This window comes from Mycobacterium sp. GA-1285 (assembly GCF_001499905.1).
Classification (GTDB): domain Bacteria; phylum Actinomycetota; class Actinomycetes; order Mycobacteriales; family Mycobacteriaceae; genus Mycobacterium.
In genome coordinates, this window is sequence record NZ_LQIS01000006.1 from 1 (window position 1) to 13737 (window position 13737).

At 68.1% G+C, this 13737-nt stretch carries 16 protein-coding genes; 5 read left to right on the plus strand and 11 right to left on the minus strand.

Going from position 1 to position 13737, the window contains the following annotated elements:
• Positions 1 to 159: 159 nt before the first annotated feature.
• The 5 genes from AU193_RS04895 to AU193_RS04915 are packed head-to-tail and all read right to left on the minus strand — an operon-like array spanning position 160 to position 4241.
• Positions 160 to 582 carry a hypothetical protein gene (locus AU193_RS04895; protein WP_082682843.1) on the minus strand — a complete coding sequence of 141 codons (423 nt, stop codon included), beginning with the start codon at positions 580 to 582 and terminating at the stop codon, positions 160 to 162.
• Positions 579 to 1832 carry a DUF58 domain-containing protein gene (locus tag AU193_RS04900; RefSeq protein ID WP_064421243.1) on the minus strand — a complete coding sequence of 418 codons (1254 nt, stop codon included), beginning with the start codon at positions 1830 to 1832 and terminating at the stop codon, positions 579 to 581. Before AU193_RS04900 ends, AU193_RS04895 begins: the two co-directional genes overlap by 4 nt.
• Positions 1829 to 2794 carry a MoxR family ATPase gene (locus AU193_RS04905; protein WP_064421244.1) on the minus strand — a complete coding sequence of 322 codons (966 nt, stop codon included), beginning with the start codon at positions 2792 to 2794 and terminating at the stop codon, positions 1829 to 1831. The genes AU193_RS04900 and AU193_RS04905 overlap by 4 nt, the downstream gene beginning before the upstream one ends.
• A complete protein-coding gene (locus tag AU193_RS04910) occupies positions 2791 to 3276 on the minus strand; it encodes a hypothetical protein (protein ID WP_064421245.1) in 486 nt (161 codons plus the stop codon). Before AU193_RS04910 ends, AU193_RS04905 begins: the two co-directional genes overlap by 4 nt.
• Positions 3273 to 4241, minus strand: a complete 969-nt coding sequence (locus AU193_RS04915; protein WP_064421246.1) for a DUF4129 domain-containing protein — start codon at positions 4239 to 4241, stop codon at positions 3273 to 3275. Before AU193_RS04915 ends, AU193_RS04910 begins: the two co-directional genes overlap by 4 nt.
• Before the next feature lie 54 nt (positions 4242 to 4295).
• On the opposite strand from AU193_RS04915, the gene AU193_RS04920 reads away from it, so the two are divergent.
• The gene (locus AU193_RS04920) at positions 4296 to 4955 is read left to right on the plus strand and encodes an O-methyltransferase (RefSeq protein ID WP_064421247.1); all 660 of its coding nucleotides are present in this window, start codon (positions 4296 to 4298) and stop codon (positions 4953 to 4955) included.
• Here AU193_RS04920 and AU193_RS04925 read toward each other — a convergent pair.
• Positions 4948 to 5778 (minus strand): hypothetical protein, encoded by an 831-nt coding sequence (locus tag AU193_RS04925; RefSeq protein ID WP_064421248.1) that lies wholly within the window; start codon positions 5776 to 5778, stop codon positions 4948 to 4950. The genes AU193_RS04920 and AU193_RS04925 overlap by 8 nt on opposite strands.
• Before the next feature lie 79 nt (positions 5779 to 5857).
• Positions 5858 to 6715: a rhomboid family intramembrane serine protease gene (locus tag AU193_RS04930; protein WP_064421249.1), complete on the minus strand. Its 858-nt coding sequence runs from the start codon at positions 6713 to 6715 to the stop codon at positions 5858 to 5860.
• 376 nt (positions 6716 to 7091) lie between these two features.
• Between AU193_RS04930 and AU193_RS04935 the strand changes: the two genes are divergently transcribed.
• The 4 genes from AU193_RS04935 to lipE all read left to right on the plus strand — a co-directional run bounded on the left by AU193_RS04935 (position 7092) and on the right by lipE (position 9817).
• The gene (locus AU193_RS04935) at positions 7092 to 7490 is read left to right on the plus strand and encodes a heme-binding protein (protein WP_064421250.1); all 399 of its coding nucleotides are present in this window, start codon (positions 7092 to 7094) and stop codon (positions 7488 to 7490) included.
• Between the two features lie 111 nt (positions 7491 to 7601).
• The gene (locus tag AU193_RS04940; RefSeq protein ID WP_082682844.1) at positions 7602 to 8090 is read left to right on the plus strand and encodes a hypothetical protein; all 489 of its coding nucleotides are present in this window, start codon (positions 7602 to 7604) and stop codon (positions 8088 to 8090) included.
• 9 nt (positions 8091 to 8099) lie between these two features.
• Positions 8100 to 8582 (plus strand): peroxynitrite isomerase, encoded by a 483-nt coding sequence (locus tag AU193_RS04945; protein ID WP_064421251.1) that lies wholly within the window; start codon positions 8100 to 8102, stop codon positions 8580 to 8582.
• On the plus strand, positions 8579 to 9817 hold the full coding sequence (gene lipE, locus AU193_RS04950) for a lipase LipE (protein WP_064421252.1): 1239 nt from the start codon (positions 8579 to 8581) through the stop codon (positions 9815 to 9817). The genes AU193_RS04945 and lipE overlap by 4 nt, the downstream gene beginning before the upstream one ends.
• Before the next feature lie 39 nt (positions 9818 to 9856).
• Here lipE and AU193_RS04955 read toward each other — a convergent pair whose 3' ends face one another.
• The 4 genes from AU193_RS04955 to AU193_RS04970 are packed head-to-tail and all read right to left on the minus strand — an operon-like array spanning position 9857 to position 13734.
• On the minus strand, positions 9857 to 10984 hold the full coding sequence (locus AU193_RS04955; RefSeq protein WP_064421253.1) for an FAD-dependent oxidoreductase: 1128 nt from the start codon (positions 10982 to 10984) through the stop codon (positions 9857 to 9859).
• A 47-nt stretch (positions 10985 to 11031) separates the two neighbouring features.
• Positions 11032 to 12033, minus strand: coding sequence for a tocopherol cyclase family protein (locus AU193_RS04960; RefSeq protein WP_064421254.1), 1002 nt, complete (start codon positions 12031 to 12033; stop codon positions 11032 to 11034).
• A gap of 37 nt (positions 12034 to 12070) precedes the next feature.
• Positions 12071 to 12877 (minus strand): glutaminyl-peptide cyclotransferase, encoded by an 807-nt coding sequence (locus AU193_RS04965; protein WP_064421255.1) that lies wholly within the window; start codon positions 12875 to 12877, stop codon positions 12071 to 12073.
• Positions 12878 to 12933: 56 nt separating this feature from the next.
• The gene (locus tag AU193_RS04970; RefSeq protein ID WP_064421256.1) at positions 12934 to 13734 is read right to left on the minus strand and encodes a SigB/SigF/SigG family RNA polymerase sigma factor; all 801 of its coding nucleotides are present in this window, start codon (positions 13732 to 13734) and stop codon (positions 12934 to 12936) included.
• Between the last annotated feature and the right edge of the window lie 3 nt (positions 13735 to 13737).

Below are 13737 nucleotides of genomic sequence, written 5' to 3' on the forward strand. Positions count from 1 at the left end.
GCCGCAGTGGCCGCCAACCGGCGCGCCGCCCACACCGCCTCCGCGCGCGTGCACTCCTCGATCACCGCCACCACAGCCTTGTCGTCAACCGCGGCGAACTCCGACCCGAACATGTGTGCGACTATGCCACCACCCCCCGACAAGTCAGCGTCGCGCGATTCACCGTCGCGATCCGCCCAACCAGAACGGCTTCGTCGTGAGCGCGACAACCGCCAAGACCGCAAGCGGCGCCACTAAAGGCATCCATGGCAACTCCGGCGACAGCAGCACCGCCGACAACGCGATACCTGTAAAGCCCAGAGCCCCCACCACAGTCGGCACGGTGACGTCGGTGGTATGCCGTAACACCAGGTACGCCGCACCCGACAGCCCGCACAGCGCCGCCAGCACTGGACTCGCCGATGCCACCACGATCGCCGCAGCTGTCGACAACACCGCGACCGTGGCAGCTACCCGAAACACGTTGCCCAGCAACACCATAACCACCGCAAATCCACACACAACCAGCACGGCATCGTCAGCGGACAGCGCGGCTGCCGCGATCATGACGAAACCGAACCCCGTCGACAATGCGCGATTCACCGTCGCCTCCGCACCGGTCTGCGGTGCTGGGGCACCAGCTGCATGGCCTGATCAAGCGTGTCGTTCTCGCGCCACGCAACGATGTCGACACCGACGGTGCCCATGTCCCGATACATGAAAGATCGCTGCAGCGACCACATCCGGGCCACCAACGCGTCGCACCCCTCCTCGAACGGAGCACCCTGCAGGACGTCCACCGCCACGACGGTGTGGCCGCGCTTGCACAGGTCGATCAACGCCAGGGCGAACTCCGTGTCGAGCATCGTCGAGAACGCGACGACGACGGCGCCCGGCGGGACCGCGGCACGCGGGGCCAGGGTTCCCGACGTGGTGTCGTAACCACCGCTGACACCGAGCATCGCGTCGAGCACTCGATAGAACTGCCTTCGGCCGATGTCCGCGCTCAGCCACCGCGGATGCCGGTCGCCGAGCGCGACGATGCCCGCGCGGTCACCGCTGCGCAACGCGCTCTGCACCACCTGCACCGCGCCGCGGGCCGTTCGCTCAGCGGCCTCAGTGGCCGGACCCGCGGGCTGGGCGTAGTTGTCGATCAGCACGACCACGTCGACGGCGCGGTCGGTCAACCGTTCGGTGACATGCAGGTTGCCTCGACGCGCGCTGACCGCCCAATTGACCGTTCGCAGTTGATCTCCCGGCACATACCGACGAACATCGGCGTACTCCACGCCGGGGCCGATGTGCCGAGTCAGGTGGGTGCCCAGCCGATCGAGCAGTTCGGTGCGCGGGACCGCCGTCGACTGCGGCGGCGCCATCGGGAACACGTAGACGTCCGCGGCGTCAACCGCCCCGATTCCCTCGACCAGACCGCCCCGCGCTGCGACCTCGAGGCGTGCATGCAGGGGATAGCGGCCCCACCGATGAGCCGTCGCCACCACGGTCAGCTTGCTCTCGCTCTCCCGTTCGGCCACCTCGATCGTCATGCCTTCGACGGAACCGCTCAGCATCCTCACCGTCTCGTTGCCACCCTCCGCCCACATCGTGATGCGCGCCGGCTCGCCTTCGAAGCAGCGGTGAATGCCGGGCTCGGCGTACACGCGCACCGTCGGAACGGCCCGCTGCCACCCGACCGAGCACAGCACCCCGATCAGGGGCGCGGCGAACGCGATGAGCTCCCAGCGTGTCCCGAGCACCGCGACCGCCATGACCACCGCCGCACAGGTCACCAGCGCCCGGGCCAATGGTGAAGCGCGCCAGCGTAACTCGGCCTCGGTGCAGCGGGTCTCGGTCACGGGTCGGTCCGCGGCACCGGCAGCCGGCGCAACAGTTCGTCGACCACATCGCTGCCCCGTACCCGTCGCACCCACATCTCCGGCCGCAACGTGATGCGGTGCGCAACAGCCGGAACCGCAAGTGATTTCACGTCCTCGGGCACGACGTAGTCACGACCCTGCAGCAGCGCTCGGGCGCGAGCCAGCTGGACGAGATCGAGTTCGGCGCGAGGACTGGCGCCCACCGCGATCTGCGGGTGCTGACGGGTGGCGGCCGCCAACGACACCACATACCGCAACACGTCGTCGTGCACGGAGACTTGTTCCACCGTCTCCCGCATCGCGACAAGATCGTGCGCGTCCACCACCTGAGCGACCGTCGGCTCGGCGGAGCCGCGGTCGATGCGGCGGCGCAACATCGAGGCCTCCTCCTGTTCGGAGAGGTAGCGCAGTTCGAGCCGAATCGTGAAGCGGTCGAGCTGGGCCTCGGGCAGCGGGTACGTGCCCTCGTACTCGATCGGGTTGTCGGTCGCCAGCACGATGAACGGGGCGGGCAAGGCGTGCGTCGCACCGTCGATGCTCACCTGGCTCTCCGCCATCGCCTCGAGCAGGGCCGCCTGTGTCTTCGGCGGTGTGCGGTTGATCTCGTCGGCGAGCAGCAGGTTGGTGAAGATCGGACCGCGACGGAATTCGAAACGGCCCGACTGCATGTCGTACACCGTCGAGCCGAGCAGATCGGCGGGCAGCAGGTCCGGCGTGAACTGCACGCGCTTGAACTCCAGTCCGAGCGCGGCGGCGAAGGACCTCGCGATCAATGTCTTGCCAAGGCCAGGCAGGTCCTCGATGAGCACGTGCCCGCCGGCCAGGACGGTCGTCAGGATCAACGCCAGCGCACCGCGTTTGCCGACCACCACCCGCCCGATCTCGTCGAGCACCGCTTCGCAGTTCGCGGTGGTGGCCGCCGCGGGTAGTCCTGTCGTCATACCTGCTCCAACCGTTGCAGGATCTCATCGAGCGTCGCCCGGCCGGGTCCAGGCTCGTCCACCCCGCGTTTGGCGACGTTCTCCGGGTTGACCCAACCCCACAGTTCCGGGCCGAACAGCATCTCGCCGGTGGCGTGGTAGGCCGAGCGGTTGCGGGTGCGGCGTTGGCCGGTCGCCAACTCGAATTGCCGTGCCAGCATGGGCCGTAGATGCCGGTCCCAATCGGTGCGGGTGGCCTCCGCGCGGCTGATCAGGGTCTCGGTGCGTGACCGCCAGCGGCGCAACGACTTGGCGGCATCGTCGGAAGGTGTGTGTTGGTCGTCGGTTTCGGCCTCGCGCGCCAGCTGCCACCGCAAGCCGAGCAATGCCAGCGTCAGCGCGACGCCGGAAACGATGAGGATCAGCTGACGGTCACGGCTGGCGATCGCGATCAGTTCCGCACCGGCCACCAACAGGAATGCCGCCGCTACAAGCCTTTTCACGATGCCACCCCCGTTGCCGTTCCAGATGCGCGCTGCGACAGTTCGGTCAACACCTGGCTGAGCACCTGTATCGCGGCGTCGCGGTGACGCTCGTTCATCACGTGCGGCGAGAAACGCGCCTCCTCGAACAACTCGACGAGTTCGGTGGCGCTGTCGGAACGCAACGCCCCGATGGTGACCGCGCGCGCGAGCACCTCGGTCGGGGTGTCGCACGCCTGGGGCGCCGCGCCGGGAACCCGCGTCAGTTCGCGTTCCATCGCGGCGTAGCAGGCGATGATCGCTTCCCGCGGTTCGCGACTCAGGTCGCCGATCTCGGCGAGCCCGACCTCTGCGGCCCTGGCCAACGATGTCGTGGTCGTCGGCGCGGACGCCGGCTCGTCCACGGCCTCGACGACGCCGGAGGTGGGAGAACGCCCCTGGCGCCGCGACGCGACCGCCGTTGCGACGACGATCAGCGCCATCAACAGAAGCATGGGGGGGATCAGGTAGTTCACGACGTTGCTGTCGGCGGCGTTGTCCTCGGTGGGACGCGGATCGACTGGATCGACGGTTACAGGGGCGTCGGGTGTGGCGGTCGGCGGCGCCTCTTCGGTCGGCACCGGTAGCGAAAGCCGGGACAGCAGCGCGACAAGGACAACCAACCCGATGAGCGCCACCAGCGCGACGAGCGCGAACCGCCATGACGGCCGTTCGCCGGGCCGTCGGTCGCGAGGCAGGCTCCCCGTGGACGCCGGGGCAGGTCGTTTGTCCCGCATCCGCACGATGATCGCGAAACCGATGATCGCCACCGCCGCGCACAGCAACGCGATGACCGCCGCCAGCGCCACGGGATTGCTCTCGCGTTGCTCCACCTGTTCGGCGGTCCGCTCCACGCCGGGGACGTAGCCTCGCAACGCCCACGCGGCAAGCACCATGAGCGTGATCACCGCGATCACGCGTCGAGTCGACGTGTCGGAAGCGCCCATGGCCCTGTGGCCATCCTGACACGGATGGCCGTCGGCCCGATACGTTCGACAGCTATGAGCGTCACACTGCATGAACCCCGCGTCGCCGAGGCGATCGACCGGATGTACGCCGAAGCGCGGCACCAGATGGAAGCACTCCGGCGCGCCGACTTCACCCGCCTTTCGGAGGCGACTCCGCTGGAACGCGCCGACGCTCTCAGCGACTTCTATCTACCGGTGACGCCCGAAGCGGGCCGATTGTTGTACGCACTGGTGCGCGCGAGTAAACCCACCACCATCGTCGAGTTCGGCATGTCCCTCGGCATCTCCGCGATCCACCTGGCCGCGGCAGTGCGGGACAACGGCAGGGGCCGCGTCGTCACCACCGAGTTGAGCGCAGCCAAGGTCGCGGCCGCGACGAAGACGTTCGTCGACATCGGTCTCGACGACGTGATCACGGTGCTCGCCGGTGATGCGCTGCATACCTTGCAGACCCTTGCGGGCACAGTCGATTTCGTCCTTCTCGACGGATGGAAGGAGTTGTATGTGCCGGTGCTCGAAATGCTGGAGCCGCGCCTGACGCCGGGCGCCCTGGTCGTCGCGGACAACACGTCGATGGACGAACTCGTCCCCTATCTCGACTACGTCCGAGACCCGGCCAACGGCTACGTCAGCGTCCCGATCCCGGCCCGGGAGAGTGACAGCATGGAGATCAGTTGCCGCGCAGTCACTTAACGCGCCGCAGCTGTGTCTTGGCTTTCTTCACCGCCGCAGTCGCGTCGCGGCTGGCCTGCTTGGCCTTATCGTAGGCGTCCTCGGCGGCAGCGAGGCCGCGCTCGGCTTCCTGTAACCGGCGTCGGGCGTCCTGGTGCCGGAGACGCGCGGCGGCAAGGTCGGACTGCAGTTCGGACAATGCGTCGTCGGCTTCGGCCTTGGTGCGCTCGGCGGCGGCCAGTTCTGCGCGCGCCTGCTGTCGTTGCCTGCGCGCCTCCGCATCCTTGCTGTCGCGGCGTTCGTCACGTGGCTCTGCGGGTTCGGGTTCGGGCTCGCGCTCCGGTTTGCGTTTCGCGGTCGAGCTGAAAACGATTGCGGTGTCACCGAATTCACCAAAGCCGGACCATTCCTCGGCCTTGGTCAATCGGCCGAGCCGATCGGCGACATCGGGGTCGGCGACGGCCGCTTGCAGCGTGCCGGTGACGTCCTCGCGCAGCGCGCCCGTCGGGCTCTTCAGCTCCGCCTCCTCGAACGCGGTACGGGTCAGATCGTTGACCAGCCGGCGCTGTTCGGCGGAGAGCTCCCGGATCCGCTCACCGTCCATCGCCGCGTGTGCGTCGCGCAGCCGCTCACCGAGACTCTTCAGGCGTGACGTGACGTCCTCGTCGGCGAGTGCGAGCCGGTTGACCACCCATGCAGCGGTCGTCGGTTTTCGCGCGGCTGAGATCCGCTTGGCCGCCTCGGCGTCGCCACGCTTCTTCGCGTCACCGGCGAGCCGGGTGCGCAGCGCGGTGAAGTCCTCGGGCTTTGCGGCATACAGTTCGTCGAGCGCATCCTCGGCCACGAGCTCATCCTCCCAAAACGCGCCGGCCTGCCGCTGGACCGCAGCGTCATCGTCGGACCCGCATCCGGCTTCAGCGGATTCAGGCCAGACCGAGGGACGCCAGTAGATCGGCGGTACGCCACCAGATCAGCAGCGCGAAGGCCACGAGCGCTGCGGCGCTGGCCCCGGCCTGCACCAGGTTGCGGGAGTCGCGTGGCGCGTAGACGTAGGCCGCGGCGATCGCGGCGCCGGTGACGAGCCCCCCGATATGGCCCTGCCAGCTGATGTTCTGCGAACTCACCAGCGGAATGATGAACGTGAACGCCAGGTTGATCGCGATGATCGCGACCACCCACCGCACGTCCATGTTCAGCCGCCTGCCCACCACGAAAATCGCCCCGAACAGGCCGAACACCGCACCGGAGGCGCCCGCGGTCTGCGCGACGGGCGACGACAGCAGGTAGACCAGCACGGACCCGCCCAGCGCGCTCAGCAGGTACAGCGCCGAAAACCGCAGTCGGCCCAGCGCCGCCTCCAGCGGCGGCCCGACCACATAGAGGGCCCACATGTTGAACAGGATGTGCATGGCCCCGTAGTGCAGGAATGCCGACGTGATCAGGCGGTACAGCTCTCCGTCGGCCACGGCGTAGGACTGCAGCACGAGTTGGCGCTGCAACCCGGGCACCGCCATCTGCAGCCCGAACATCACCACGTTCAGGGCGATCAACACGTAAGTGACCGTCGGTTGAGCCGACGGCACCCCGCCGAACTGGGTGCGCACCTGCCGGACCTCCCGCGCGCCGGCGTTCACGCATTCCACGCACTGATGCCCGACAGACGCGGCCCGCATGCACTCGGGACAGATGTAGCGGTTGCATCGCGCGCAGCGGACATAGGTCACCCGGTCGGGATGCCGGTAGCACGTCGGCGTCACCGGCGGGGTCTGCGGGCCGGTCACAGCGTTCCGAACACTTCGATGCAGTTGCCGTCCGGATCGGCGGCGAACACCCAGCCACCGGGGCTCAGATGGTCCAACTTCACAGAACCCACCTTAGATTCACCGTTCGGTGGTGCCGCGTTGGATAACAATTCGGTCACCGTGTAGATCACGATCAATTAAATATCGGCAGCTAATTCTGAGAGTTCTCGAAATTTCTGGTTGCACGCTTATCGAATTCGGGCGAAATTGCGGTACAGATCACGCCAGTGCGGTGTAACGCCTGAGCGCGCCTTGTTCCGGCTTTCACGGCGGCGTTTGCACCTGTTTGCCTTGGGTACCTTGGTTTTCGGGGACGGGGGAATCAGCGACCAACCCAATGAAGGAAAGAAACCATATGAAATTCCATGGTATCGCCGCGCGCCGGCAGATCGCCGGCGCCTGTGCCGCCAGCCTGCTCGGCGGCCTGGCCGCAGCAACCATCGCCGCGCCGTCGGCGATGGCCGCACCGGACTGCAGCGCAAGCGCAGTGTCCGGGACCGTCAGCTCCGTGACGGGTGCCGCCCGTTCGTACCTGGACACCCATCCGGGTGCCAACCAAGCAGTGACCACCGCGTTCGGTCAGCCTCGCAACGAGGCCTCGGCCATCCTGCGCGGATACTTCACCGCCAACCCGCAGGAGTACCACGACCTGCGCGGCATCCTCTCGCCGATCGGCGAGGTGCAGCGCGCCTGCAACATCCAGGCATTGTCGCCGGAGCTGGCGTCGGCCTACGACGAGTTCATGGCCGGCTGACTCCGGTCGACTCGATTGAATTTCGTTTGAACAGAGCCCGTCGCCGCAGCTTCCCGCTGCGGCGACGGGTTTTTTCCTTTCCAACCGCTTCGTCCGTTTAGACTGGCTCGCATGACTTTGCCGCGACTCGCCGCCGTTGCCGCGACGGCGCTCCTCGCTCTCGGCGGGCTGGCTGTCGCGCAAGCCCAACCGGGTGAACCGCACCACACAGATCCGGGGGCACCCGGACCGTCCGCCGCGCCGGGACCCTCCCCGTCGCCGGGACCGGCGCCCGCCGCGCCCCTGACCTCCATCGACAAGGACGGCACCTACAAGGTCGGCACCGAGATCCTGCCCGGCACCTACTCCTCACCAGGTCCTGTCGACGGCGGCACCTGCTATTGGAAGCGGGACAACAACGACGGGGTTCCCGACAACGCGCTCACCAAGAAGCCCCAGGTAGTGCGCATCGAGGCCACCGATACGGCGTTCACCACCCGTGATTGCCAGCAGTGGAAGCAGACGAACGCCGCGCCGCCGCCGCAGGCCTCGCCCACCGACCTGCTCGCCCAACTCGGGTCGTTCATCGGCAAGGGCATCCTGAACGGCGGCCCCCGCTAGCCTGGCGGTGTGGTCGAGCTCCACCCCGACATCGCCGTGCTGCGCCCACTGCTGGGCGTCTGGTCCGGCCGCGGCGCCGGTGAGTACCCCACCATCGAAGCGTTCGGTTACACGGAGGAGATCGCGTTCGACCACACCGGCAAACCGTTCCTGTCATACCGGCAGAAGACGACCGCCGACGACGGCCGGCCTCTGCACGCCGAGACGGGTTTTCTGCGGATGCCGTCGCCTGGCCGCGCCGAATGGGTGTTGGCCCATCCGAACGGGATCACCGAGATCGAAGAGGGCACGGTCACCATCACCGGCTCGCTCATCGAGCTCGAACTGACCGCGACGGCCGTCGGACGCACCGCATCGGCGAAACATGTTGCCGCGCTGACTCGTTCCCTCCGCATCGAGGGTGACGAACTCGTCTACACCGTGCAGATGGCGGCGGTGGGCCTGCCCCTGCAACATCATCTCGGCGCGACCCTGCACAGGACGGTCCAATGACCTCACCGGACGGCAGGATCCGTGTCCCCGCCGACCTCGACGCCGTGACCGCGGTCGGCGAAGAGGACCACTCCGCGGTAGACCCCATGGCGATCGAGCGGATTTGGCAGGCCACTCGCCATTGGTATCGGGCCGGGATGCATCCCGCGATCCAGATATGCCTACGCCACGACGGCAAGGTCGTGCTGAACCGCGCGATCGGGCACGGATGGGGTAACGGTCCCGCCGATCCACCCGACGCCGAAAAGGTCCCCGTCACCACCGAGACACCGTTCTGCGCGTATTCAGCGGCCAAGGCGATCACGTCGACGGTCGTGCACATGCTCGTCGAGCGGGGCGTCTTCTCTCTCGACGACCGCGTCTGTGATTACCTGCCCGGCTACACCAGCCACGGCAAGCACCGGACCACGATTCGGCACGTGATGACCCACAGCGCGGGCATCCCGATCCACACCGGGCCGCGGCCGGACCTGCGTCGCATGGACGACAGCGAATACACCCGCGAAAAGCTCGGCGAACTCAAACCGCTGTATCGGCCCGGCCTCGTGCACATCTACCACGGACTGACCTGGGGTCCATTGATCCGCGAAATCGTCGGCGCCGCGGCTGGACGCAACATCCGCGACATCCTGGCGACCGAGATCCTCGAACCGCTGGGTTTCCGGTGGACGAATTACGGCGTTGCCGCACAGGACGTTCCGCGGGTCGCGCCGAGCCATGCGACCGGCAAGGAGCTACCCCAGCCCGCCGCCACGGTGTTCCGGTTGGCGGTCGGCGGCTCGCTGTACAGGATCATCCCGTTCTCGAACAGCCCGCAGTACCTCACTAGTGTGCTGCCGTCGTCGAACACGGTCTCCACGGCGTTCGAGCTGTCACGGTTCGCCGAAATGCTGTGCCGCGGCGGCGAACTCGACGGGGTGTGGATCATGGCACCGGAGACGCTGCGCGCGGCGACCGCGGAATGCCGACGACTGCGACCCGACGTCGCGGTCGGGTTGGCGCCGCTGCGCTGGGGCACCGGGTTCATGCTCGGGTCGAAACGGTTCGGGCCGTTCGGTCGCAACGCGCCTGCGGCGTTCGGGCACACGGGGCTTACCAACATCGCCGTCTGGACCGATCCGCAGCGCCGACTCGCTGCGGGGGTGATCAGCAGCGGCAAGCCCGGCCCACATCGCGAGGCCAACCGCTATACGGCCCTGCTGGACACGATCACGTCCGAGCTGCCGCGAAACTGAGCTTGTGTTCGAGCGATCGCCGAAACCTCGCACATATCTTCAGTCTCGCGGCGACGGCTCCGCCCGCACGCCGCGGTAGAAGCCTCGCCAGACGATCCACGGCATCAGCACACGATCGATCGACCAGCCGGGAAACCGAAACGCCTGCCCTTTCGGCGTGAACACCTCGAGACCGTCCGCCTGCGGTCCGAGCACCGACCCCCAACGTCGGCTCGCCGGCCGATAGGCGCGCAGAGCTCCGCCGGTGAAGTGGGCGCGGATGTTGTGGGCGAGCAGCCCGTCGGCGCGGTTGCGGGCCGAACTTCGGAGCGGGTCGGTCGCCGCGACGTCGCCGACCGCGAAGACGCCCGGGGCTCCGGGGACGCGAAGTTCGGGGGTGACGCGCACGAAACCGTGCTCGTCGAGCAGCTCGGGCGGCAGCCACCGCGTGTTGGGTGAGACGCGGCCGATGGCCCACAGCACCGCGTCGGCCGACGTCGCCGGCTGCCCGGTGTGCCACTGCACCGGCGCGTCGGTGATCTCGTCGCATGCGAAGCCGTCGGGTAACTCCGCGCGGTGCCCCGCATGCAGTCCGACGCCGAGGCCGCTCAGTTGACGGCTGATTCGCTGCCATACCCGTGGGTGGTGGTGGACGAGCGCCCGCTCCCCCGGAAAGTAGAGGTCGACGCGTTTGTCGGGCCATGTCTTGGCCAGGTTGGCCGCGCTGCTGACGGCGGCTGCACCCCCGCCGATGACGACCACCGACCGGGCGGATGCCAGCCGTTGGTGTGCGGCGCGCAATTCGGTGGTGATCTCCTCGGCCGACTGCAGATGCGGCCGGCGCCAGAATCCGTTGCTGACGCCGGTCGAAATCACCAGCGCGTCATAGGGTTCGGCCACAACGCCGCCGTCGGCGGTCTCGACGAGCACCTCTTGGGCCGCCGGGTCGAGCCCGACCAGTGTGCCGTGCACGGTGCGGACGCGGTCGAGTCCGCGGAACCGGTGAAACGGAATCCAGTTGTAACGGGCCCAATCCTGCGGTCTGCTGATGCGCATGCCGAGTTCCTGGCCACTGAGCAGTCCGGGTTTGACGGAGACACCGACGACGTCAGCGTGCCGGGCTAACTTGACCGCCGTAAGCACACCGCTGTCGCCGAGGCCCGCGACGACAACCCGAGGACGGTTCACCGGCCGCCGATCCTGCCGTGTCGCATTCGGTGTCGCATTCGGTCACCCTAGTCACCGGGCAGGCTGCCGACCTCCAGACCCGCGATCTCGGATTCGCCGTCGAAGATCACCCGGCCGAAATCCTTGACCACGCAGCGCAACCGGCCGCCGAGATGTTCGAAGTCGGTGTCGACGTTGCGCCGCTGGGCCGGCAGCGGGACGGGAAGCACGTGCGGATCGAGATGCGTTCCGTCGCCGTCCAATTCGATCTGGTACCGAAGCGATGTCGCCCGCAGACTCCACGTGCCGTCCCCGATGTCCGAACGCACCCAGGCCGTCGGTGGGGTCAAGCGCAGTACCTTGTTTCCCAGCCGGACCACGACGCCGGCCACGTCCTGTTTGAGCGGCCCGAGCGCGAGCAGTCCACCGGAGAACGCCACCGACACGTCGGCGTCGCCGAAGTCGTGCGCCTGTCCCCACCACCACCGCTGCGGAAACCCCGCGCCCCAGTTGCGTTCGGTGTAGAGCTTGGCGCCGTCGAAGTCCCACTGTCCACCGTCGAATTCGACGGTGCCGCTGGCGGATCCGCCGAGCCGGTACGGATGCCAGTACTGGTTGAGGAACGGTACGACGGAGGCGATGCCGCCACCGGCCAGCGCCTTTGGCCACCGGACCGGGTCATCGAACCGCATGTCGACGCGCACGCCGGGGAGCTCGGCGCGCAGCCGGTCGTATGTCGCGTGGAACCGTCCGTCGCCCGCGTCAAGCCGGAACGGGTCCGCCCCGGCGCTCGCAGCGTCCAGCGCCGCGCTGTAGACCCGATCGCCCGGGTGCAGTGCCACCGCGGTCGTCGCCCAGTCGCCGTCCGGGTGCTTGTTGACGCTGAACAACGCCACCACAACGCGACCCGACGCGGCGTCGGTCAGCCGCCAGAACCAGCCCTCCATCTCCGTGCCGTGCGAGGTCAGCGGGTCGCTGAAGGGCAGATCGGCGCCGGTGCGCCGATAGACACCTGCAAAAGGACCCGCGACGAGCCTCGTCGCGTCCCTGGTGGTGTCGAGAGCGGTCATGACCGCTACGTTGACGGTTCGGCCGCGGCGCAAACCCTCAGTTCGGCGGGTCGAGCCGAACCCGGTACATGGACGGCCAGAACTTGCCGGTCAGCAGGTACTCATCGCCGCCGAGGTGCGCGATGCCGTTGAGCACCTTCTCGGAGTCCTCGCCTTGCCCGGGCCACAGCCCGGCGGCGTCGACGACGGTGTTGACCCCGCCCGTCGCCGGATCGATGCGCACGATGTCGTCGGAGTGCCAGACGTTGGCCCACACCTGTCCGTCGACGCACTCCAACTCGTTGAGATTGCGCAGCGGCTGGCCGTCGCGGGTGACGGCCACGGAGCCGGTCTCGGCGAACGTCGCCGGATCGTGGAATCGCAGCCGATCGGTACCGTCGCTGCGGACGAGCCGGCCACCGTCAAGGCACAGACCCCAGCCCTCCCCGTCCACCGGTGCTTCCCGCACGGGGGTCAGGGTGACCTTGTCCCATTCGACCGCCACCCCGTCCCGCCACGTCAGCTCCCAGATGCGGTCGCCGACGACGGTGATGCCCTCGCCGTAGTAGTCGTTCGGGGCAGGCGACGCGCGGCGCACCGCACCAGTGGCCGGGTCGAGCTCGCGCACCTGCGATTTGCCCGCGATGCCGGTGCCTTCGTACAGGGCCGGCCCGCTGAGCTCGAGCCCCTGCGTCCACGCCGTGACGTCGTGGGGAATCTCCCCCAAGACAACAGGTTTGATCACCATAACGGGCCCCGTCGGTGCGGGTGTGTCGCTCTGCGCGGTCGGTGACTGGCCGCCGCACGACACCGTCGCAACCGCGAGCAGGACGACGGCCGCGCGACGTATTACCGAGACAGACATGCGCTCATGCCTACCCGATGGGCGGGCATCGTGCGCGGATCGGGCGAAACTGTGTGCTACTCGCTCAGGCCGGCGCGCAACGTGGCAAGGCTGCGGGTCAGCAGCCGCGACACGTGCATCTGGGAGATCCCCAACCGCTGGGCGATCTGCGTCTGTGTCTGCGAGCCGAAGAACCGCATGGTGAGGATCTCGCGCTCCCGGGTCGGCAGCTTCGCCACCAGCGGGCGCAGCGCCTCCCGATATTCGACGGCCTTGATTCCGCTGTCGTCGCCGCCGATCCCGTCCAGCAGCGACGGTCCGGCGTCGGATTCGCTGGCGGCCGGGGCGTCCAGGGACCGGGTTCGGTAGCACTGCGCGGCAATCAGCGACTGGACGACCTCGTCGCGGTCCATGCCCAGCTCACCGGCGAGTTCGGACGGCGTGGGCGCGCGGCCCAAGCGCTGGCTGAGGTCGGCACTCGCCGTCGAGACCTGCGCCCGGGACTCCTTCAACCGGCGCGGCACGTGCATCGCCCATCCGCTGTCGCGGAAGTAGCGCTTCACCTCACCCATGATCGTCGGCACGGCGAAGGCCAGGAAGTCGTGGCCCGACGTCGGGTCGAACCGCTCGACGGCGTTGAGCAACCCGACGCGGGCGGTCTGCACGAGATCGTCGCGCGACTCGCCCCTGCCGCCGTAGCGGCGCGCGATGTGCTCGGCCAGCGGCAGGCATCGGCGAATGATGCGCTCACGCAGTCGATCGCGTTCTATCGACCCGGCGGGGAGGTCGGCGAGTCGGCGCAGCAGACCGGGCACGTCGCCGTAGTTCGAATCGCCGGGTTCGCCTTCGGCTGCGGCTCGTTCGAGTGTCGCGGTCATGGG